This is a genomic window from Streptomyces sp. NPDC042346 (assembly GCF_055581845.1).
Window position 1 is genome coordinate 345,513 of record NZ_JBVJEH010000001.1, and the last position, 17,087, is coordinate 362,599.

The 17,087-nt window shown below is 72.9% G+C and carries 16 protein-coding genes; 6 read left to right on the top strand and 10 right to left on the bottom strand.

Going from position 1 to position 17,087, the window contains the following annotated elements:
* Positions 1-40: 40 nt before the first annotated feature.
* Positions 41-478 (bottom strand): MarR family winged helix-turn-helix transcriptional regulator, encoded by a 438-nt coding sequence (locus ACZ6K0_RS01685; protein WP_469229665.1) that lies wholly within the window; start codon positions 476-478, stop codon positions 41-43.
* A gap of 103 nt (positions 479-581) precedes the next feature.
* Here ACZ6K0_RS01685 and ACZ6K0_RS01690 point away from each other — a divergent pair, with 103 nt between their 5' ends.
* Positions 582-1,403, top strand: coding sequence for an alpha/beta fold hydrolase (locus ACZ6K0_RS01690; RefSeq protein ID WP_469229188.1), 822 nt, complete (start codon positions 582-584; stop codon positions 1,401-1,403).
* Between the two features lie 50 nt (positions 1,404-1,453).
* Here ACZ6K0_RS01690 and ACZ6K0_RS01695 read toward each other — a convergent pair whose 3' ends face one another.
* Together ACZ6K0_RS01695 and ACZ6K0_RS01700 are read right to left on the bottom strand one after the other, a co-directional pair.
* Positions 1,454-2,839 (bottom strand): S41 family peptidase, encoded by a 1,386-nt coding sequence (locus tag ACZ6K0_RS01695; protein ID WP_469229190.1) that lies wholly within the window; start codon positions 2,837-2,839, stop codon positions 1,454-1,456.
* A 100-nt stretch (positions 2,840-2,939) separates the two neighbouring features.
* Entirely contained in the window at positions 2,940-4,064 is a 1,125-nt protein-coding gene (locus tag ACZ6K0_RS01700) for a serine hydrolase domain-containing protein (RefSeq protein ID WP_376408971.1), read from the bottom strand.
* Positions 4,065-4,315: 251 nt separating this feature from the next.
* On the opposite strand from ACZ6K0_RS01700, the gene ACZ6K0_RS01705 reads away from it, so the two are divergent.
* Positions 4,316-4,738, top strand: coding sequence for a hypothetical protein (locus ACZ6K0_RS01705; protein WP_400147922.1), 423 nt, complete (start codon positions 4,316-4,318; stop codon positions 4,736-4,738).
* On the opposite strand, the gene ACZ6K0_RS01710 is transcribed toward ACZ6K0_RS01705, so the two are convergent.
* The 4 genes from ACZ6K0_RS01710 to ACZ6K0_RS01725 all read right to left on the bottom strand — a co-directional run bounded on the left by ACZ6K0_RS01710 (position 4,727) and on the right by ACZ6K0_RS01725 (position 8,832).
* Positions 4,727-5,389 (bottom strand): hypothetical protein, encoded by a 663-nt coding sequence (locus ACZ6K0_RS01710; RefSeq protein ID WP_469229193.1) that lies wholly within the window; start codon positions 5,387-5,389, stop codon positions 4,727-4,729. The genes ACZ6K0_RS01705 and ACZ6K0_RS01710 overlap by 12 nt on opposite strands.
* 121 nt (positions 5,390-5,510) lie before the next feature.
* Complete coding sequence (locus tag ACZ6K0_RS01715) at positions 5,511-7,154, bottom strand: transporter (protein WP_469229195.1); 1,644 nt, start codon at positions 7,152-7,154, stop codon at positions 5,511-5,513.
* Entirely contained in the window at positions 7,151-8,074 is a 924-nt protein-coding gene (locus ACZ6K0_RS01720; protein WP_469229196.1) for an ABC transporter ATP-binding protein, read from the bottom strand. The genes ACZ6K0_RS01715 and ACZ6K0_RS01720 overlap by 4 nt, the downstream gene beginning before the upstream one ends.
* 74 nt (positions 8,075-8,148) lie before the next feature.
* Entirely contained in the window at positions 8,149-8,832 is a 684-nt protein-coding gene (locus ACZ6K0_RS01725; protein WP_469229198.1) for a bifunctional DNA primase/polymerase, read from the bottom strand.
* Between the two features lie 347 nt (positions 8,833-9,179).
* Between ACZ6K0_RS01725 and ACZ6K0_RS01730 the strand changes: the two genes are divergently transcribed.
* Positions 9,180-10,562: a transcriptional regulator gene (locus ACZ6K0_RS01730; protein WP_469229200.1), complete on the top strand. Its 1,383-nt coding sequence runs from the start codon at positions 9,180-9,182 to the stop codon at positions 10,560-10,562.
* Positions 10,563-10,689: 127 nt separating this feature from the next.
* Positions 10,690-12,204 (top strand): hypothetical protein, encoded by a 1,515-nt coding sequence (locus ACZ6K0_RS01735; protein WP_469229201.1) that lies wholly within the window; start codon positions 10,690-10,692, stop codon positions 12,202-12,204.
* 9 nt (positions 12,205-12,213) lie between these two features.
* On the opposite strand, the gene ACZ6K0_RS01740 is transcribed toward ACZ6K0_RS01735, so the two are convergent.
* A complete protein-coding gene (locus tag ACZ6K0_RS01740) occupies positions 12,214-13,503 on the bottom strand; it encodes an ABC transporter substrate-binding protein (protein WP_469229203.1) in 1,290 nt (429 codons plus the stop codon).
* 191 nt (positions 13,504-13,694) lie between these two features.
* Here ACZ6K0_RS01740 and ACZ6K0_RS01745 point away from each other — a divergent pair, with 191 nt between their 5' ends.
* Positions 13,695-14,138: an SCO4402 family protein gene (locus ACZ6K0_RS01745; protein ID WP_376408952.1), complete on the top strand. Its 444-nt coding sequence runs from the start codon at positions 13,695-13,697 to the stop codon at positions 14,136-14,138.
* Positions 14,139-14,198: 60 nt separating this feature from the next.
* On the top strand, positions 14,199-15,050 hold the full coding sequence (gene purU, locus ACZ6K0_RS01750) for a formyltetrahydrofolate deformylase (protein ID WP_376408949.1): 852 nt from the start codon (positions 14,199-14,201) through the stop codon (positions 15,048-15,050).
* Between the two features lie 12 nt (positions 15,051-15,062).
* On the opposite strand, the gene ACZ6K0_RS01755 is transcribed toward purU, so the two are convergent.
* Both ACZ6K0_RS01755 and ACZ6K0_RS01760 read right to left on the bottom strand, forming a co-directional pair.
* Positions 15,063-16,445, bottom strand: a complete 1,383-nt coding sequence (locus ACZ6K0_RS01755; RefSeq protein ID WP_469229205.1) for a maleylpyruvate isomerase N-terminal domain-containing protein — start codon at positions 16,443-16,445, stop codon at positions 15,063-15,065.
* Positions 16,442-17,023: a sigma-70 family RNA polymerase sigma factor gene (locus tag ACZ6K0_RS01760; RefSeq protein WP_376408944.1), complete on the bottom strand. Its 582-nt coding sequence runs from the start codon at positions 17,021-17,023 to the stop codon at positions 16,442-16,444. Before ACZ6K0_RS01760 ends, ACZ6K0_RS01755 begins: the two co-directional genes overlap by 4 nt.
* Between the last annotated feature and the right edge of the window lie 64 nt (positions 17,024-17,087).

Sequence of the window (17,087 nt, forward strand, 5' to 3'; positions counted from 1 at the left end):
CCCGGGGGGAGCCTCGGATTCAGGATCGGTCGGGTCGCGCTCAGTCGCCGAGGCGGGCGAGGACGCTCGGGCCGAGGTGTTCGGCGACGACCGCCAGCGCGGCCTTGACCTCGGCCAGTCGCTCCGGGTCCTCCAGTACGCGCGTGAGGACGCCGTCGATGTCGGCGGAGCGGACCTCGGCGACACGGGGGGAGGCGGTCGGGGCGGGGCTGATGAGGGTGCGGCGGCGGTCGGCGGGGTCGGTGTGGGTCTCGACCGCACCCGCCTCGCGCAGGCGCGCCACGCAGGCCGAGACCTTGCTCTGGGGGAACCCGGTCCTCGCGGCGACGTCCTTGACGGGCGTGCCCGGGTGGGCCTTGATGTCCGCCGCGACGATGATCACGGACTGCGCGCTCGTCCCGTGGGTGCCGATGCCCTCGGTGGGGATGGCGGCCTCGCCGAGCTTCATCAACGTGCGGCCCAGCAGGGCCAGATCCATGCCGTTCACTCCAGCAAGGTACATCAATGTAGATGCATCACTCTTGATGCATCAGATCTGATGGATTACTGTGGGGTCCACACCCGACGAAGGAGGAACTCCCATGACCACCGGCCTGCTGACCGTCGACGGCGCGACCCTCTACTTCGAGCAGCGCGGCACCGGCCCGCTTCTCTTCATCTCGCAGAGCGGCGAAGGCGACGCCGGCCGCACCACCGACCTCGTCGACGCCCTCGCGGACGACTTCACCGTCCTCACCTACGACCGGCGCGGCCTGTCCCGCAGCACCCTCGACGCCCCCGGCCGGCCCGTCACCATGGCCGACCACACCGACGACGCCCACCGCCTCCTCGCCCACGTCGCCGACGGCCCGGCGCTCATGCTCGGATGCAGCTTCGGCGCGGTCATCGGCCTGCACCTGGCCGCCGAGCACGCGGACCAGCTCGACACCCTCATCGCCCATGAACCGGTCGCCCCCTGGCTGCTCGACGCGGACTCCGACGCCCACCGCCACGAACTGGCGGAGCTCCAGGACCTGTTCGCGGCGGGCGGCCTGCCTGCCGCACTCCCGGCCATCGCGGCCTCCCTCGGCATCGACCCGGCCCAGCCCGGCGCGGAACCCGACCTGACCCCGCAGCCGATGGACGACCGCCGCCGCGCCAACTTCGCCCACTTCATCACCGCGGAGTTCACCGCCCTGCGCACCGACCCCGGCTGCCGCGACCGCCTCGCCGCCACCACGACCCGCATCCTGCCCGCCACCGGCCGCACCACCCCGACGACCGTCTTCGACTACCAGGCCGCCCACAGCCTGGGAGCACTGGTCGGCCGAGAGGTCACCGCCTTCCCCGGCGGCCACAACGGCAACACCACCCACCCGCGCGCCTGGGCGGCCCAGCTCCGCACCACCCTCGCCGCCCGCTAGGGAGCGTCGCCCAAGGTCGGGGTCGCGGGGCCTGATCCGCCGGACACGACCTAGTCCCGCAGGACCTCTACGGCCCGGTCGAAGGCCGAGTCCTCGTTCCGGTCGAACTCCTCCGTGGTGAAGACCGGCTCGGTGAGGTGCGGCGGGATGCCCGCGCCGTCGAAGGTCCTGCCCGACCGGGTCAGCAGCTCCTCGTTCGGCAGCCAGACCGACATGCCGTTGGGGAGCTTGCGCACCATGACGTCCGAGAACACGCCTTGCGTGGGCTGCCCGATCCGCACGGTCCGGCCGGGCCGGTCCATGAGGGCCTGGGTGAAGGTCTCTCCCGCGCTGACGGTCGAGCCTCCGGTCAGAACGGCGACCGGTCCGGTGTAGCGGGGACCCTGGGCGGGCGTGACGTACAGGGGCTGCGGGCGCGTGTGCCGGGTGGGGTCCGCGGGATCGTTGCGGGCCCGCTTGGAGTAGGCGAGGTAGGGGGTGTCGGTCAGCCGCCCGGCGAGGTGGAGCCCCATGGCGTCGGAGCCGCCGCCGTTGATCCGCAGGTCGATGACCAGGCCCTTCAGGTGCCGGGTGCGCTCCCGGTCGAGGATCGTGTCCAGCGTCTTGTCGAGCTCGGCCAGCTCGGCGGCGTAGGAGGCCCCGTCGCCCGCGTAGCCGCCGAAGCCGGAGATCCGCAGGTAGCCCCGCCCGCCGGGGAGGTCGGCGTAGGTGATCCGCCCGGCGGCGAAGTCCTGGACGTTCCGGGCGTCCTTGAGGTCGCGCTCCACCACGAACTTCTTGACCTTGGCGTCAAGCTTCCCGTCGGGCCGGACGGTGCCGGGGCGGACCTGTGCGAACGCCCGGTCGGGAATGCCGTCGGCGTCGGCGTCGACGTCGAAGACAGCGACGTGGGCGTCGTGGAGCGGCTCGACCATCTTGCCGAAGACGGCGAAGAGTTCGTCCGGGGTCGTCCCCTCGTGGACCGTGGGCCGGTACCGGTCGCGTACGGCGTGCCAGTCGATGCCCTTGGCGGCGAAGAAGGGGTAGTTCTCCTCGAAGGACTGCCAGAAGACGTCGAAGGAGGCGAGCGGTCCCCCGGGGGTGGACGGCGCGCAGGCGTCGGGCAGTTCCGCCATCCGCCGCAGGTTCCGTTCACCGACGTCGCCGTCCAGTCGTACGGAGGCGCGGTCGCGGTCCCCGCGGGTGCGCACGGTGAAGACGGTGCCACCCCCGGGCGTGGTGTAGGTGCCGGGGCCGGTCCGCCGCGCGGTGTCGCCCGCGATGCAGCTGACGGCGGTGGTCTGGTACTCCTGGAGGGTTCCGTTCCGGATGGACAGCACCGTGCCGTAGCCGTCGGTGCGCCAGATTCCGTCGGTGGCCGGCTGATGGGCGGTGGCGGCCGGCGCGGCTGCGCCGACGAGGGCCAGGGCGACGGCGGTGGCCGTGACGATGCGCACGATCTTGCCTTCTCTGTAGGCGACTTGCTGGGTACCTCCCCACCGTCGCCGACACGGGACCCGCCGGGCCATCCGGCTGTCCGGCCGATCAAGGGTGGGGTCAGCCCCCGCTCCCCGCGGAACCCGGGACCAACACGCTTGAGGAGGTGTGCGCGCGACGGAAGGTGTGAACCGCCGCCCCCACCACGGCCTCGACGCGGCCGCGCTGCTGCTTCGGGGTGGCCTGGGCGTCGGGGCGCAGGGTGTAGACGACCCGACGGTGCGCGTGCGGGTCGGTGGTCGCGAAGACGCCGCTCGTCCAGCCACCGCTGGAGCCGGTCTTGCCCCAGACCTTCGTGCCGTTCAGGTCGAGCCCCATCAGCCCGCCTGCGCTGAAGCAGGCCGTGGCCGGCGGGCAGCTGGTGTTCTCGGGGCCGCCGGGGACCGCGGGTATCTCGAAGAGGTGCCGCTGCTGGGCCCGAGGCAGCAGCCGCCCGTCCAGCAGCGCGCGCAGGAATCTGTCCAGGTCGGCCGCGGTGGACGTCAGTCCGCCCTCCGCCCAGGACCAGGCGATCGCCGGCTCCTCGGAGAGGGCGGTGTGGCGCAGGGCCAGGGGGCGCAGGACGCGCCGGTCTAGCTCCTGGGCGAAGGTGCGGCCCGTGACCCGCTCCACCAGCAGCCCGGCGACGAAGCTGTTGAGCCCGTTGTACTGCTGGACGGTCCCGGGCGCCGGGACGTGGCCGGGGCGGGCCGTCGCGTCCCCCTCGAAGGACGCGGTCACCACCCCGCGCGGGTCGAGCGGCACCCGTGCCGGGCGGGGGAAGTCACTGGTGTGGTCGAGGAGTTGGCGTACCGTCACGTCCGCGTACGCGGCCGGGATCAGCTCCGGGAGGTGGGGGCGTACGGGCTCGTCGATGCCGATCCGGCGCTCGGCCACCAGCTGGAGGATCACCGCGTCGGTGAACACCTTCGTCACGCTCCCCACCGGGAACCGCGCGTCCGCCGCCACCGGTCCCGCCGTCCCCGTGTACGGCGAGCGCATGCCCTGACCCGCCACCCTCACCAGGGCCGCGTCCGTCACGTCGTCGGGGATCGTGGCGAGCAACGCCCGTACCGCGTCGGGGGAGTGGTGGGAGGCCGGGGCGGCCGTCGCCGCCGGGGCCGCGCCGACGCCGGCCGTGAACGCGGCCAGTGCGAGGCCGGTGGCGGCGAGGCGGCGGCTGAGGGTACGGGGGAGGGCGCTCATCGGTGGCTCCTGGGGACGGGGCGGGCGGCTCGGGTCTTCGCCTGACTGCGGCTGGTCCAACCTTCGTGCCCGCACCGCCTGTTGCTCATCGGTGATCACCCTGAGCCCACCCGGAGCTCACCCCGACTCCCGCTCCGGGTCGGAGATCAGGGGCGGTGCCGTGGCGGTGCGTGCCGGTGCCGGCGCCCCGGTCGAGCTCCTTCCCCACCCCCTATAAACCCGGTGTATACGCACTGCGTATAGTCGGCCGCATGGCACCGTCCCCGCGTACCGCGACCGCCCCCCGGCTCCTCAAGGCGCTGATCGTCACGCTGCTCGCCGTCGCGGCGGCGCACCTCGTCCTGTCCGACACCCTGCGCCTGTCCTTCAGCAGCCAGGCGGCCTCGACGCTGGGCGCCGCCCCCGGCTACTCGGCGGACCAGGCCTTCACGAACGCGCTGATCAACACGTTCCTGGCGATGCCGTTCGTCCTGTGGGCGGGGATGCGGATCAGCGGGGAGCGGAAGGTCTGGCCGATGGTCCTCGTGGGCACCGCGGTCTGGATCGGCGCCGTGGGGAACGGCATCGACGTCATCGACGACGCCCCCGGGACGCTCCTCCCCCTCCGCTCCCTCGCCCTCGTCATCGGCGTCACGGCGCTCGCCTCCCTCATGCGGCGCCGTTCACCCGCCTGACTTCGACCGGCCCTTCGCCGCCGGAGCGTCCGGGCCGCAGGCCAGCAGGGCCGCCTCCATGGCGTGCCTCTCGCGCTGCTCCACCACCGGCTCGGAACACTCCAGGATGCCCCCGCCGTCGATGGTCCACCCGACGGCCCGGCCCGTCACCGGCTTCTCGGTCCCGCAGGTGTACCGGAAGTCGCCGGTGACCTCCTCCACCCAGGCGTAGTCGACGAAGTTTCCCGCGCCGGTGACACGGGTGTGGCTCACGAGACTCGGTACCTGCCTGCGGACATTGGCGAACTCGTGGCTCACGCCGTCGTCCTCGGCGCTCACCTCGCCGACGCGCCTGCCCAGCGAGAGCAGCGCGGCCTTCGCGTCGCCCCGCGCGCCCTTCTCGAAGGTGACGGCCGTGCGCGGCGTGTGGAGCGGCTTCAGGGTCGAGGCGAGGTCGCCGCCCCCCTTGCCGATCTTCTGCTTCTCGCTGATGCCCGTCAGGACGTCCTTCTTGTCCACGTTGAACCACGTGTAGGTGCCGTTCTTGCACGCGGCAGCGGTCGTGGGCCCGGCCTTGTCGGCCGGCCCGTCGCCGTCGGACGTACACGCGGCGGTGCACGCAAGCAGCGCGGCCACGGCGCACGCCGACAGGAAGGTCTCTTTGATCTTCATGCTCTTGTCCCCCCGGAACCATTGGTCAGATGGTGCGGTCGACACTGCCGCCAAGGAACCGGGGAGGCAAGGGACTTGATCTACTCCAGAGCTCCGGAGAGCACCGGCGGAGGCCTTCGGGTCACCCCTTGCTGACCGCCGCCAGGATCTCCGGCAGCCGCCGCGCCGTGCGCGGGGCCGCCACCTTCAGACCCGCCCAGACGAGCAGCGCGCCGTAGAGCACACCGGCCGGGAGGAGGAGCCACAGCGCGGACTCCTGGTCGGACAGGTGCAGGTAGACCGTCGCGCCGATCAGCGGCGAGCACAGCAGCGCCGAGCCGAACATGCCGCCCAGGATCGACATCCAGGCCAGCCCGCCCTGCCCCGGCACCACGTTCTTGTAGCCGCTGTCCTGCGGGATCGAGTACGGGAAGACCGCCGAGGCCACCGCGCCCGAACCCACCAGCGCGCCGAGCAGGCCCAGCGCCAGGCCGAGCGCCTCCGGGAGGGCCGACCAGTCGCCGAGGACGGCGGCCGTCGCCACCGTCACCAGCGCCGTGAACGGCAGCGTGATCGTCAGCAGGGCCAGGGCCCGTGCCCGCAGTTCGGCGTACGCGTCGTCCTTCGTCGAGATGGTCTGCGCGACCATCCAGAACGCCGACGTGTCCTGCCCGAACTGGTTGTACATCTGGACGCCGAGCATCCCCGAGGCGAAGCACGCCCAGTAGATCGTGCCCACGCCCTGGAGGGCGTTGAACAGCGGCACGATCAGACCCATGGCCAGCGAGGTCACCCACGCCGCCTTCGTCTTCGGGTCGCGCCAGATGTAGCGCAGGCTGCGCTCCATGACCGCGCCCGTGCGCCCGCCCGGCAGGATCCGGCCGAGCAGCCCCGTACCCCCGGACTTCTTCCGTACGTCCGAGCCGGAGGACGCGCCGATCGTCGAACCGTCCGGCTCGACCATCAGCCGCACCAGGCTCCGCTGCCACCAGTGGACGAGCCCCGCGAGCGCCGCCGCCGTGAGCAGCAGCCGGGCCGCCGCCACCACGTGGTCGCCGTTGCTCGCCGCGTCGACCGCGCCGATCGCCGCGGCCGGCGGCAGCCAGCCGACGACGGCCGCCACCGGTTCGAGCGGGCCCATACCGCCGGCCTGGCCGAGGCGCTGGGCGCCGAAGTTGACCACCTGCATGCCGACCGCGATCACCAGGCCGCTGAGCAGCGCCAGGTCCCGGCCCTTGCGGGAGGTCAGGAGCCGGACGTTGGCGGCGGCCACCGCCCGGGACAGCGCGACGCACACGGCCGTCACGAGCGGGACGGCGAGGACGGCGGCGACGACGCCCGCCGCGCCCCGCGCGACCGAAAGGGCCGAGCCGAACACCAGGAGGAGGGTGATGGCGGGGCCGACGCCCACCAGGGACGCCACGAGCAGCGCCCGGACCAGCGGCCGGGGCCGCAGCGGCAGCATCACGAGCCGCGACGGGTCGAGGGTCTCGTCCCCGCTCGGCACGAACAGCGGCATGAACGTCCACGCCAGCGCGAGGGTCCCGGTGAGGAGGACCGCGATCGTGCCGGCCGACGAGCTGCCCCGCAGCAGGACGGACGCCAGCACCATGCCCGCGGCGAAGAGGACGCCGAAGACGATCGAGACGATGTACGCGGCGGTCCGCCCGCCCGACTGCCGCAGCCCGTTCTTCAGCAGCGACAGCTTGAGCCGTACGAAGGTGGACGTCAGCGACGGTACGGGGGAGGTGCCGGTGGCGGGCGAGGTGGCGGTGGTCGTGCTCATCGCTGCGCCCCGCCCGCGGAGCCCGTACCCGAGGCACCCGCCGAGCCCGCGGAGCCCGTACCCGAGGCGCCCGCCCCGCCGCCCAGCCAGTCCAGGGAGTCCCCGGCCGTCTCGTGCCCGCTCGCCCCGACCAGTTCCAGGAACGCCGCCTGGAGCGAGGGCCGGTCGCCGCGGACCTCCGCGAGCGGGCCCTGCGCGCGGATCCGGCCCGCCGCCATCACGGCGACCCAGTCGCAGAGCGACTCGACCAGCTCCATGACGTGGCTGGAGAAGACGACGGTCGCGCCCGACCGGGTGTACCGCTCCAGGACCCCGCGGATGGTCTGCGCGGAGACCGGGTCGACGCCCTCGAACGGCTCGTCCAGGAAGAGCACTTCCGGGTTGTGGAGCAGGGCGGCCGCCAGGCCGATCTTCTTCCGCATGCCGGTCGAGTAGTCGACGACCAGCTTGTTCTGCGAGCCCGTCAGGTCGAGGACGTCGAGGAGCTGCGCGGCCCGCTTGTCGACCTCGGCACCGGGCAGCCCCCGCAGCCGCCCGCTGTAGGCGAGGAGTTCACGGCCGGAGAGTCGCTCGAAGAGCCGCAGCCCCTCCGGCAGGATGCCGATCCGCGCCTTGACCTCGGCGACCGACTCGGGGTCGGCCCAGACGTCGTGCCCGGCCACCAGGATCCGCCCGTGGTCGGGCCGGAGCAGGCCCGTGATCATCGAGAGGGTGGTGGTCTTGCCGGCCCCGTTGGGCCCGACGAGCCCGATGAACTTCCCCGCGGGCAGCACGAGATCGATCCCGTTCACCGCGATCTGCTGGCCGAAACGCTTCCACAGCCCCTCGACACGCACAGCGGGCACCGCACCGGCACCCGGTGCGGTGCCCGCTGTGGCGCCCGCCTTGTCAAAAACTCCGTCAAATGCCTGGTCAGGCATGGTCCGTCAACCCTTCGGTTGTCCCCGTGGATACGGGCACCACCATACGGGTGAGACCTGGCCCGGCCCAGGGATCACTGCGCCCGGCTGCGCGCCTCCGCCGCTTCCCGGCCACACGCGTACGCGAGGGGACTGATCAGTTCCTCCGCGTCGGGGAGCCAGCGGTTCGCCGGGGTGGGGCGCCGCGCCCACTGCACCGCGCCGACGCCGCCGATCCGGGTGGGCGGGGCCGCCACGTAATGGCCCTCGCCGCGCGTCGCGAGGTCGATCGCGCCCGGGACCCAGCCCAGCTTGCGGACGAGGTCGGGCACCTTGGCGGCGGCGCCCGGCAGGACGAAGAAGAACATCCGGCGGTCCGGCGTACAGGTCACGGGGCCGAGCGTCAGGTCCATGCGCTCCATCCGGGCGAGCGCGAGGAAACCGGCCGACTCCGACACCTCGATCGCGTCGAACGTCCGGCCCGTCGGCAGCAGGATCGACGCCTTCGGCGTCTTCGACCACATGCGCCGCGCCCCGACGCCGCTCCCCGTGGCCTGGGTCGACCAGTCGGGCTTGACCGCGTGCGCGCCGGGGACGGCGCACTCCGCGCCGCAGGAGCAGCGCTCCCTGCCCTCGACGGCCTCAAGCCAGGTCCCGGGGAACACGTCCCAGTGCCGCTCTTCCGCGTACCGCACGGCGCTGTCCAGCAGCTGCTCGCCTCGCTGCTGGGGGATCTGTGCGGCTTCCGTGACTCCGATGGTCTCTTCCACGGTGAACACAACTGCCCCCGTCACCTGGGGTTACGGGCGTGGGGAAGAGCGGTGTGACGCATCGATCCTGCACATGGGGCGCACGGGTGCACCGACGGGGGCGCGCGGGAGGCCGGGGAGCGGGGGTGGGTACGTACCAGTGGGTACGCGGCCGTCACGGGTGCGTGCCCATCGGTGCGCGGCCGTCATGGCTGCGTGCCCGTGGACGCGTCAGTGGGGGGCGCCGGCGGCAGCGTCGCGGCCGGCCTGTCCGGTTTCGCGTGTTCACATCGGCATTGACCGGATATTCGCCGGGCATTGATCACTTCCCGTGATCACTGCACCTGTGATCACCGCTCGGCCTCAGGGGGTAACTCATGGCAGCCAGGCCACTTGTCGCGCGTCAGCCCAACGAACGGCTCCAAGTCCTCATCCAGGAGGCGGCCTGCTCGCACGCCGGCCTCGCCCGCAGGGTCAACATGGTCGGCGCGGAGCGTGGCCTCGACCTGCGGTACGACAAGACGTCGGTGGCGCGGTGGCTGCGCGGGCAGCAGCCGCGCGGCCGGGCGCCGGGCATCATCGCGGAGGCGCTGGGCCGCAAACTGGGCCGGACGGTCACGATCGACGAGGTCGGGATGGCGAACGGCCGGAACCTCGCCGCGGGCGTGGGCCTCCAGTTCGCGCCGACCGTCCTCGGGGCGATCGAGCAGGCCTGCGAGCTGTGGCGCAGCGACGTGGGCCGCCGGGACTTCCTCACGGGCTCCACGGTCGCGGCCTCCGCGCTCGTCGAGCCCAGCAGGGACTGGCTGATCACCGGGCCGGACGCGCACGTGGCGCGGCTCGCGGGCGCGCGCGTCGGGGTCGCGGACGTCGCGGCGGTACGGGAGATGACGAGCGCGCTGGTCGACCTCGACCGGCGGTTCGGCAGCGGTCACGTGCGGCCGGTGGTGGTGCACTACCTCAACAGCGTGGTGTCGGGGATGCTGTCCGGCTCGTACCGGGAGGCCGTGGGCCGGCAGCTCTTCGCGGCGGCCGCGCGACTGACCGAACTCGCCGGGTACATGGCGGTGGACACGGGCGAACCGGGGCTCGCGCAGCGGTACTACATCCAGGCGCTGCGGCTCGCGCAGGCGGCGGGGGACCGGGGCTACGGCGGCTACGTCCTCGCCGCGTCGATGAGCCACCTCGCCGCGCAGCTCGGCAACCCGCGGGAGATCGCCCAGTTGGCGCGGGCGGCGCAGGAAGGGGCGCGGGGGAAGGTGCCGCCGCGGGCGGAGGCGATGTTCCTCGCGGCCGAGGCGCGCGGGCACGCGCTGCTCGGGGACCTCAGCTCCTTCGAGACGGCGGCGGGCCGTGCCGTACGGGCGCTGGAGCAGGCCGATCCGGAGGCGGGCGACGACCCGGTGTGGATCGCGCACTTCGACCAGGCCTATCTCGCGGACGAACTGGCGCACTGCTACCGGGACCTGGGGCAGGCGGAGGCGGCGGCGCGGGCGGCGCGGGAGTCGATCGCGGGGCATCCGGAGACGCGGGCGCGGCGCCGGGCGATCGGTCTGGCCCTGCTGGCCTCGGCGCAGGTGCAGCAGCGGGAGGTGGAGCAGGCCTGCCGGACGGGGACGCGTGCGCTGGAACTCCTCGGCACGCTGCGGTCGTCGCGGGGCGCGGAGTACCTGGACGACCTGCGGGACAGCCTGGAGCCGTACGCGGGAGAGGCCGTGGTGCGGGAGTTCGGGGCGCGGATGGACCTGTCGGCCGCCTAGCCGCCCCCGGACCCGTCGCCGCGCAAGAAGGTTGTGTAACCGGGCTCACACGTGTGTGCGGAGCCCTGCGCGCACCCGGTAGCGTGAGCCGACGATTCCGTAGGTCGGTCCATCAGTAGGAGTCCCGGTGACGCAGAACGGACAGGGTCCGGAGCCGCAGTACCCGGCGGTGCCCCCCGCGCACGACGGTGCCCATGGGGGAGCTCAGTCGTGGGACGGCGCCTGGGGCCCCGCCGGTGGTCAGCCGGGCGGGCAGCCGCTGCCGCCCGCGCAGCCGCTGCCCCCGGAGGCGACGCCGGGCGCCGCCGACATGCAGTCCACGCAGTACCTCGCGCCCATCCCGCCGCAGGCGCCGCCGATACCGCAGATGCCGCAGCAGGTCCCGCCGCAGCCCGGGTACGGCTACCCGCCGCCGGCCGCCCAGGCCGCCGCCGACATGCAGGCGACCCAGCACATCGCGCCGGTCCCGGGCGCGATGCCGCCGGTGCACGCCCCGCAGCCGGGGTACGGCTACCCGCCGCCCGCGGCCCAGGCCCCGCAGCCGGGGTACGGCTACCCGCCGCCGGCGGCCCAGGCCGCCGCCGACATGCAGGCGACGCAGCACATCGCCGCCGTGCCGCCGCACCCGGGCGCGGGCTCCGACACCCAGTTCCTGGGGACGGGCTCGCTCCCGCACCAGGGGCCCGGTCAGGCCGCGGGCGCCTCGGACGCGACCCAGTACATCGCCCCCGTACCGCCGCAGGCCCAGGCCCAGGCCCAGCAGCCCGGTGAGCGGCAGCCGCCCGCCGAGTTCGACAACCTGTTCCGTACGGAGGCGCCGCGCGCCCCGCAGCAGCCGCAGGCCTACCAGCCGCAGCAGCACCAGCAGCCCGCCCCGCCGGCGTACCAGCAGCAGCACCAGCAGCACCAGGGGCCGCCGCAGCACGGCTACCAGCCGCCGCAGCCCCCGCAGCAGTACGCGTACCAGGACGCCTACTACGACGACGAGCCCGAGCCGCCGCGCCGCAAGTCGCCGGTCGCGCTGATCGCTGCCGTCGTCGTGGGCTGCGCGGTCGTCGGCCTCGGTGCCGGGATGCTGCTCAGCGGCGAGGACGAGAAGGACCCCAAGACGCCCGGGCAGAACGTCGCGGCGAGCTCCGCCGCGCCCTCCGCCTCGACCGAGGCGCCGCCCTCGGAGAAGCCGGCGGACCCGGCGGAGCCGCAGGCGAAGGAGCTGGACAAGCTCCTCGCGACCAGCAACAGCAGCCGGGACACGGTGATCAGCTCGGTCGCGAAGATCAACCAGTGCAAGGACCTCGACAAGGCGGCGAACGACCTGCGGGGCGCCGCCGAGCAGCGCCGGGGCCTGGTGACCAAGCTCCAGACGCTCTCGGTGGACAAGCTCCCGAACAGTCCGGCGCTGACGTCCGCGCTGACGAAGGCGTGGCGGGCCTCGGCCGCCGCGGACGACCACTACGCGGCCTGGGCCGACCAGATGAAGGCCAAGAAGGCCTGCAAGGGCAAGGCCAAGCGGACCAACCGTCTCGCCGAGGCGGAGAAGGCGAGCGGCGAGGCCACCGCGGCCAAGCGGCAGGCGGCCGGGTTGTGGAACCCGACCGCCACGAAGTACGGACTGGACAAGCGGACGCCCACCCAGCTCTAGCGGAGGGTGTTACGGGACGCTGAGGACGGTTTCGCCGACGTCGACGAAACCGGGCTTCTCCGCCACGAGCCGCCCCTGGCGGACCACCTGGAACGTCACCTCGCGGTTGACGACCCGGGTGAGGCCGGGGGCGCCGAGCAGGTCCTCGTACTTCCACCGCAGGGTGGGCGTGAGGCCGCCGGTGTCGATGCGCGCGCCCTGGTCGAGGGCGTGGGTGATCTGCTCGGAGGTGATCTGGTCCTTGTCGAGGGACTCGACGACCGACTTGAGGACCGTGTAGGCGATCCAGGTGGTCTGGACGCCGGTGTCGGCCGGGTCGACCCGGTTGTCGGCGAAGGCGTGTTCCTGGATGACCTTGCGCATCGGCGCCCAGCTCTTGTCGGAGGCCTCCGGGTACCAGCCGGTGACGTACGCGCCCTCGAAGGGGCTGTGGGCGCCGCCGGTGCGGTCGATGACGGGCTGGGCGACGCTGCCGAGCACCGAGGAGATGCGGACGGGGTCGCCCTTCTTGCCGGACTCGTCGTTCTTCCCGTCCTCCGGGAGGCGCCGGAAGGAGTCGAAGAAGGTCTGGGTGCGCTCGCCGAGGACGGCGGTGACGCAGCCCTTCTCGGCGCCGGCCTTGTCACGGGCCCGGCCGGCCTGCTCGGTGTACTCGGCGGCGTCCTCGACGGCCGGGATGTCGACGGCGCTGCGGTGACTGGCCTTGCGGAGGCCGGAGTTGAGGAGGTCGGGGAGCCGGTCGCCGGCGACGGTGTCGGGCCGGACGAGGGAGACCCGGCGGCAGGACTCGGCGAGCTGCATGCCGTGGCCGGCGATGAGCGCGGCCTGTCCGCCGTTGACGGGGTAGGACAGCGAGCTGGTGAACTCGTCGTCCGAGATGCCGTAGCCGCCGATGTACGGGATGCCGGCGGCCTCCAGCGGGGCGAGGAACGAGCTGCCGTTCTGGCTGTACGAGCCGACGACCGCGACCGCCTTCTCGCGGACGGCCCGGCGGGCGCAGGCGGCGGCGCCGGCGCTGGTGTTCTGTTCGTTGCAGGTGAGCACGCGGAGTTCGTGGCCGTCGATGCCGCCCTGGGAGTTGACCCAACGGGCATAAGCCTGCGCCATTGCGGGCATTCCGGGCATGTTGGTCGCTCGGGTCTGGTCGGGAGCCCAGGTCATCACCGTGACGGGCTCCCTGGAGCCCCCCGTGGCCCCAGGGAGCACGCCACACCCGGTGAGCAGCGACGCTCCGGCCGCCGCGGTCGTGACGTACGCGAGGAGTGAGGTCAGTCGCCTACCGGTCATGGGCATGCACATTTCCGCCTCACGGGTAACGCGGGAGTGAGCGCGGTTCAACGAAGGGTGACGTGAAGGTGAATTACGGGGGCGGGACGCCGATGAGGAGGGGGTGAGTCCGCTTACGCCGCAAGGGAACGTACGATCGAAACGTGTCCAGTCCAGTCTCCGGTTCGGTTAACTCTTCCCGTCGCGGCCGTCGCTCCTCCACCATGGGCGGCATGCCGCTCAACGACATGCCGTGGTGGCGCTGGCGCATCAACGTGCGTTCCGCGCTGCACATGCTCTCCGACCCCGGATTCCACGAGACCACCTGGCTGACCGGCCAGGAGGGGTACGGCGACGTCACCGACGCCGTCTACCGCCTCGTCGAGGACACCTGGCTCGACAACTGGTCCGCCGAGAAATACGTGGGCGCGGTCTTCCGCGACGGCGGCGAGGCCGCCCTCGTCGACGCCGCCGTGCTCCGCGTGCTGCGGATCATGCACCAGGTGGGCCCCGACGCCCCCGTCTCCGCCTACCTGGAGCACCAGGGCTGGCCCGAGGCCGTACGGGCCGCCCGCGAGGCACACGTACGGATGGCGCAGGCCGACGGGGAGGACCCCGACACGCCCCCGCGCTCCCTGGACGTGCTCCGTATCATGACCCGGTCCTGAGCCGTTCCGCCTGACGGACGGTGGCTCTTGCGGGCCGCCCCGGTGTGGCAGGCTGACGGGATGACCGACCAGTACGTCCTCACCCTCTCGTGCCCGGACAAGCAGGGCATCGTGCACGCCGTGTCGAGCTACCTGTTCATCACCGGGTGCAACATCGAGGACAGCCAGCAGTTCGGAGACCGCGACACGGGTCTCTTCTTCATGCGGGTCCACTTCTCGGCCGAGGCGCCGGTGAACGTGGACAAGCTGCGGGCGAGCTTCACGGCGGTCGGGGACTCCTACGGGATGGACTGGCACATCAACCGCGCCGACGAGCGCATGCGGGTCGTGCTCATGGTCTCCAAGTTCGGGCACTGCCTGAACGACCTGCTGTTCCGCTCGCGGATCGGCGCGCTGCCGGTGGAGATCGTCGCCGTCGTCTCCAACCACACGGACTTCACGGAGCTCGTCGGCTCGTACGGCATCCCGTTCCGCCACATTCCGGTCACCAAGGACAACAAGGCCGAGGCCGAGGCCGAGCTCCTCGACCTGGTCCGCGAGGAGAACGTCGAGCTGGTCGTCCTCGCCCGCTACATGCAGGTGCTCTCCGACGACCTGTGCAAGCAGCTCTCCGGCCGCATCATCAACATCCACCACTCCTTCCTGCCGAGCTTCAAGGGCGCCAAGCCCTACCACCAGGCGCACACGCGCGGGGTGAAGCTGATCGGCGCGACCGCGCACTACGTGACGGCCGACCTCGACGAGGGCCCGATCATCGAGCAGGAGGTCGAGCGGGTCGGCCACGAGGTGACCCCGGACCAGCTCGTCGCCGTGGGCCGCGACGTGGAGTGCCAGGCGCTGGCCCGCGCGGTGAAGTGGCACGCGGAGCGCCGCATCCTCCTGAACGGCCGCCGCACGGTCGTCTTCGCGTAACCCCTGGAGCTTTTACAGGCGGCTCAGGGACGCCGCCGCCGAGAGGACGTCGCGGATGGCCTCCCGGTCGCCGTCCTGGCCGGCCGCCGCTTCCTCCGGGGAGATGTGGCCCGCCACCAGCTGACAGAACTCCACCCCGTCCATCGCCACCTGTGCGACCGCCCGGTCAGGCGAGCCGATCGCCGCGGGGGAGTCCAGCGCGATGTACCAGTGGCCGCCGCCCGCGCCCTCGACCTCCAGGTGGAGCGAGCGGCCGGGCGCACCGGCCGCGACGAGGTGCCGGGCCGGGGCCGCGAGGCCGCTGCGACGCCGGCCGGCGAGGGCCGCCGGAAGCAGCCGGGCCGCCAGGTCGATCATGCCGTGCAGATGGGCACCGCTCGGCGGGGCGTACGGGTACGCCACCGCGTTGGCGATGTCGTCCGCGTGCACCCAGCACTCGAAGGCCCGCTCCAGGAGCGAGTCCCGCAGCGGCAGCGCGAAGTCCTTGTACGTGACGGTGAGGTCGCTCACGCCGCGGCCCGCGAACGAGACCGTGCGGATCAGGGTGTGCGTCTGGTCCCGCCAGGGCCCGCGCAGCGCACGGTTCGGCGGCCGGTCGAGCGCCGACCAGAACGCCTCGGTCCGCTCCGTCGGCGAGAGCTCCGGTACGCCCGCGCCCAGCGGGTCCGTGATGCCGAGTGCCGAGGTCACCAGGCCGTCCACCGCGAGGAGGTGGCCGATGACCCCGGCGACGGTGGTCTTCCGGCGCATCACGTGCTCGTCCTCGTACCACTTGAGCCGCACCGGGGCGTGCCACTCCGACTCGCCGATGTCCCGCAGCAGCGCGTCGAGCCGGGCGGTCTCCGCGTCGTACGGCGTGACCCACTCGGGCACGGGGACGCGGGCGGGGCGGCGGCCCAGGCAGTTCTCCAGGACCCGGGACCGCAGCAGCGGGTCGAGGTCCAGATCGCGGTCCTCGTGGAGCAGCGCGACGGCGTCCCGCAGCCGCAGGGCCTCCTCGGCGCAGGGCGCGCACTCGGTGAGGTGGTCCTCGACGGCCGTCGTCTCCCCGGCGGAGCACGCCGAGAGCGCCCATGCCCCGAGGAGGGACTTGAGCACGCGGTGCGTCAGCTGCGGGACGTCCGGCTCCTCGGGCTCCTCCGGTACGTCGGCGCCCGGCACGGCCTCCGCCGTCAGGTCCGCGGCTTCCTCGGCTTCCGCGCCCTCCGCCGGGACAGCCGTCGTGGCAGCCGTCAGGTCAGTCGTCGGGTCAGCCGTCGGGTCAGCCGTCGGGTCAGTCGTCGGTTCGGTCGTCGGGTCGGACGACAGGTCCGCGTGGTCGTCCGCCGACCGGCGCGGTCCCGGTATCCACGGGGCGCGTGCGACGTCGTCCGCGTCGCCGTTCGCCCCCGTCACAGCGCCCGCCCGTAACCGGGCGGTGAGGAGCCTTCCAGGGGGCGGGTGTTCGCGGAGGAGAGCAGCTGGAGCCCGAGCCGGAGGCGCCGGCGCGCCTCGTCCTCCGTGACCCCGAGGTCGGCTGCGGTCTGGCGGTAGTCCCGCCGCTGGAAGTAGGCCAGTTCGAGCGCGGCCCGCAGCGGCGCCGGCATGGAGGTCACGATGTAGTCCGCGCGGGCCGCGACGGAGGCCCGCCGCACCTTCTGCTCCAGCTCCTCGGCGGAGCCCTGCCCGGTCTCCGCGTAGGCCGTCGCCTCGACCTGCCGCAGCCGGTGGACGGCCTGCCGCTGGGTCAGCCGGGCCACCCACGACCGCATGTTCCCCTGCTTGGGGTCGTAGTCGTCGGGGTTCTCCCAGATGTAGCCGAAGACCTCGCGGGTGACCTGGTCGGCCGCGGCGTCGTCGTCGAGCACCCGGTGGGCCAGGCTGTGCACGAGCGAGGCGAAGCGGTCGTAGAACTCGCCGAGAGCGGCGGCCTCCCCGCGCGCGAGCCGCTGCTGCATCTTGCGGTCCCAACGCGGTGGTGTCTCCATCGCCATGCGAATCCTCCGTCCCCTGCCGGTGCCGGTCCCCGAGTCCTCGTTCTCCAAAGTAATGCGCGGT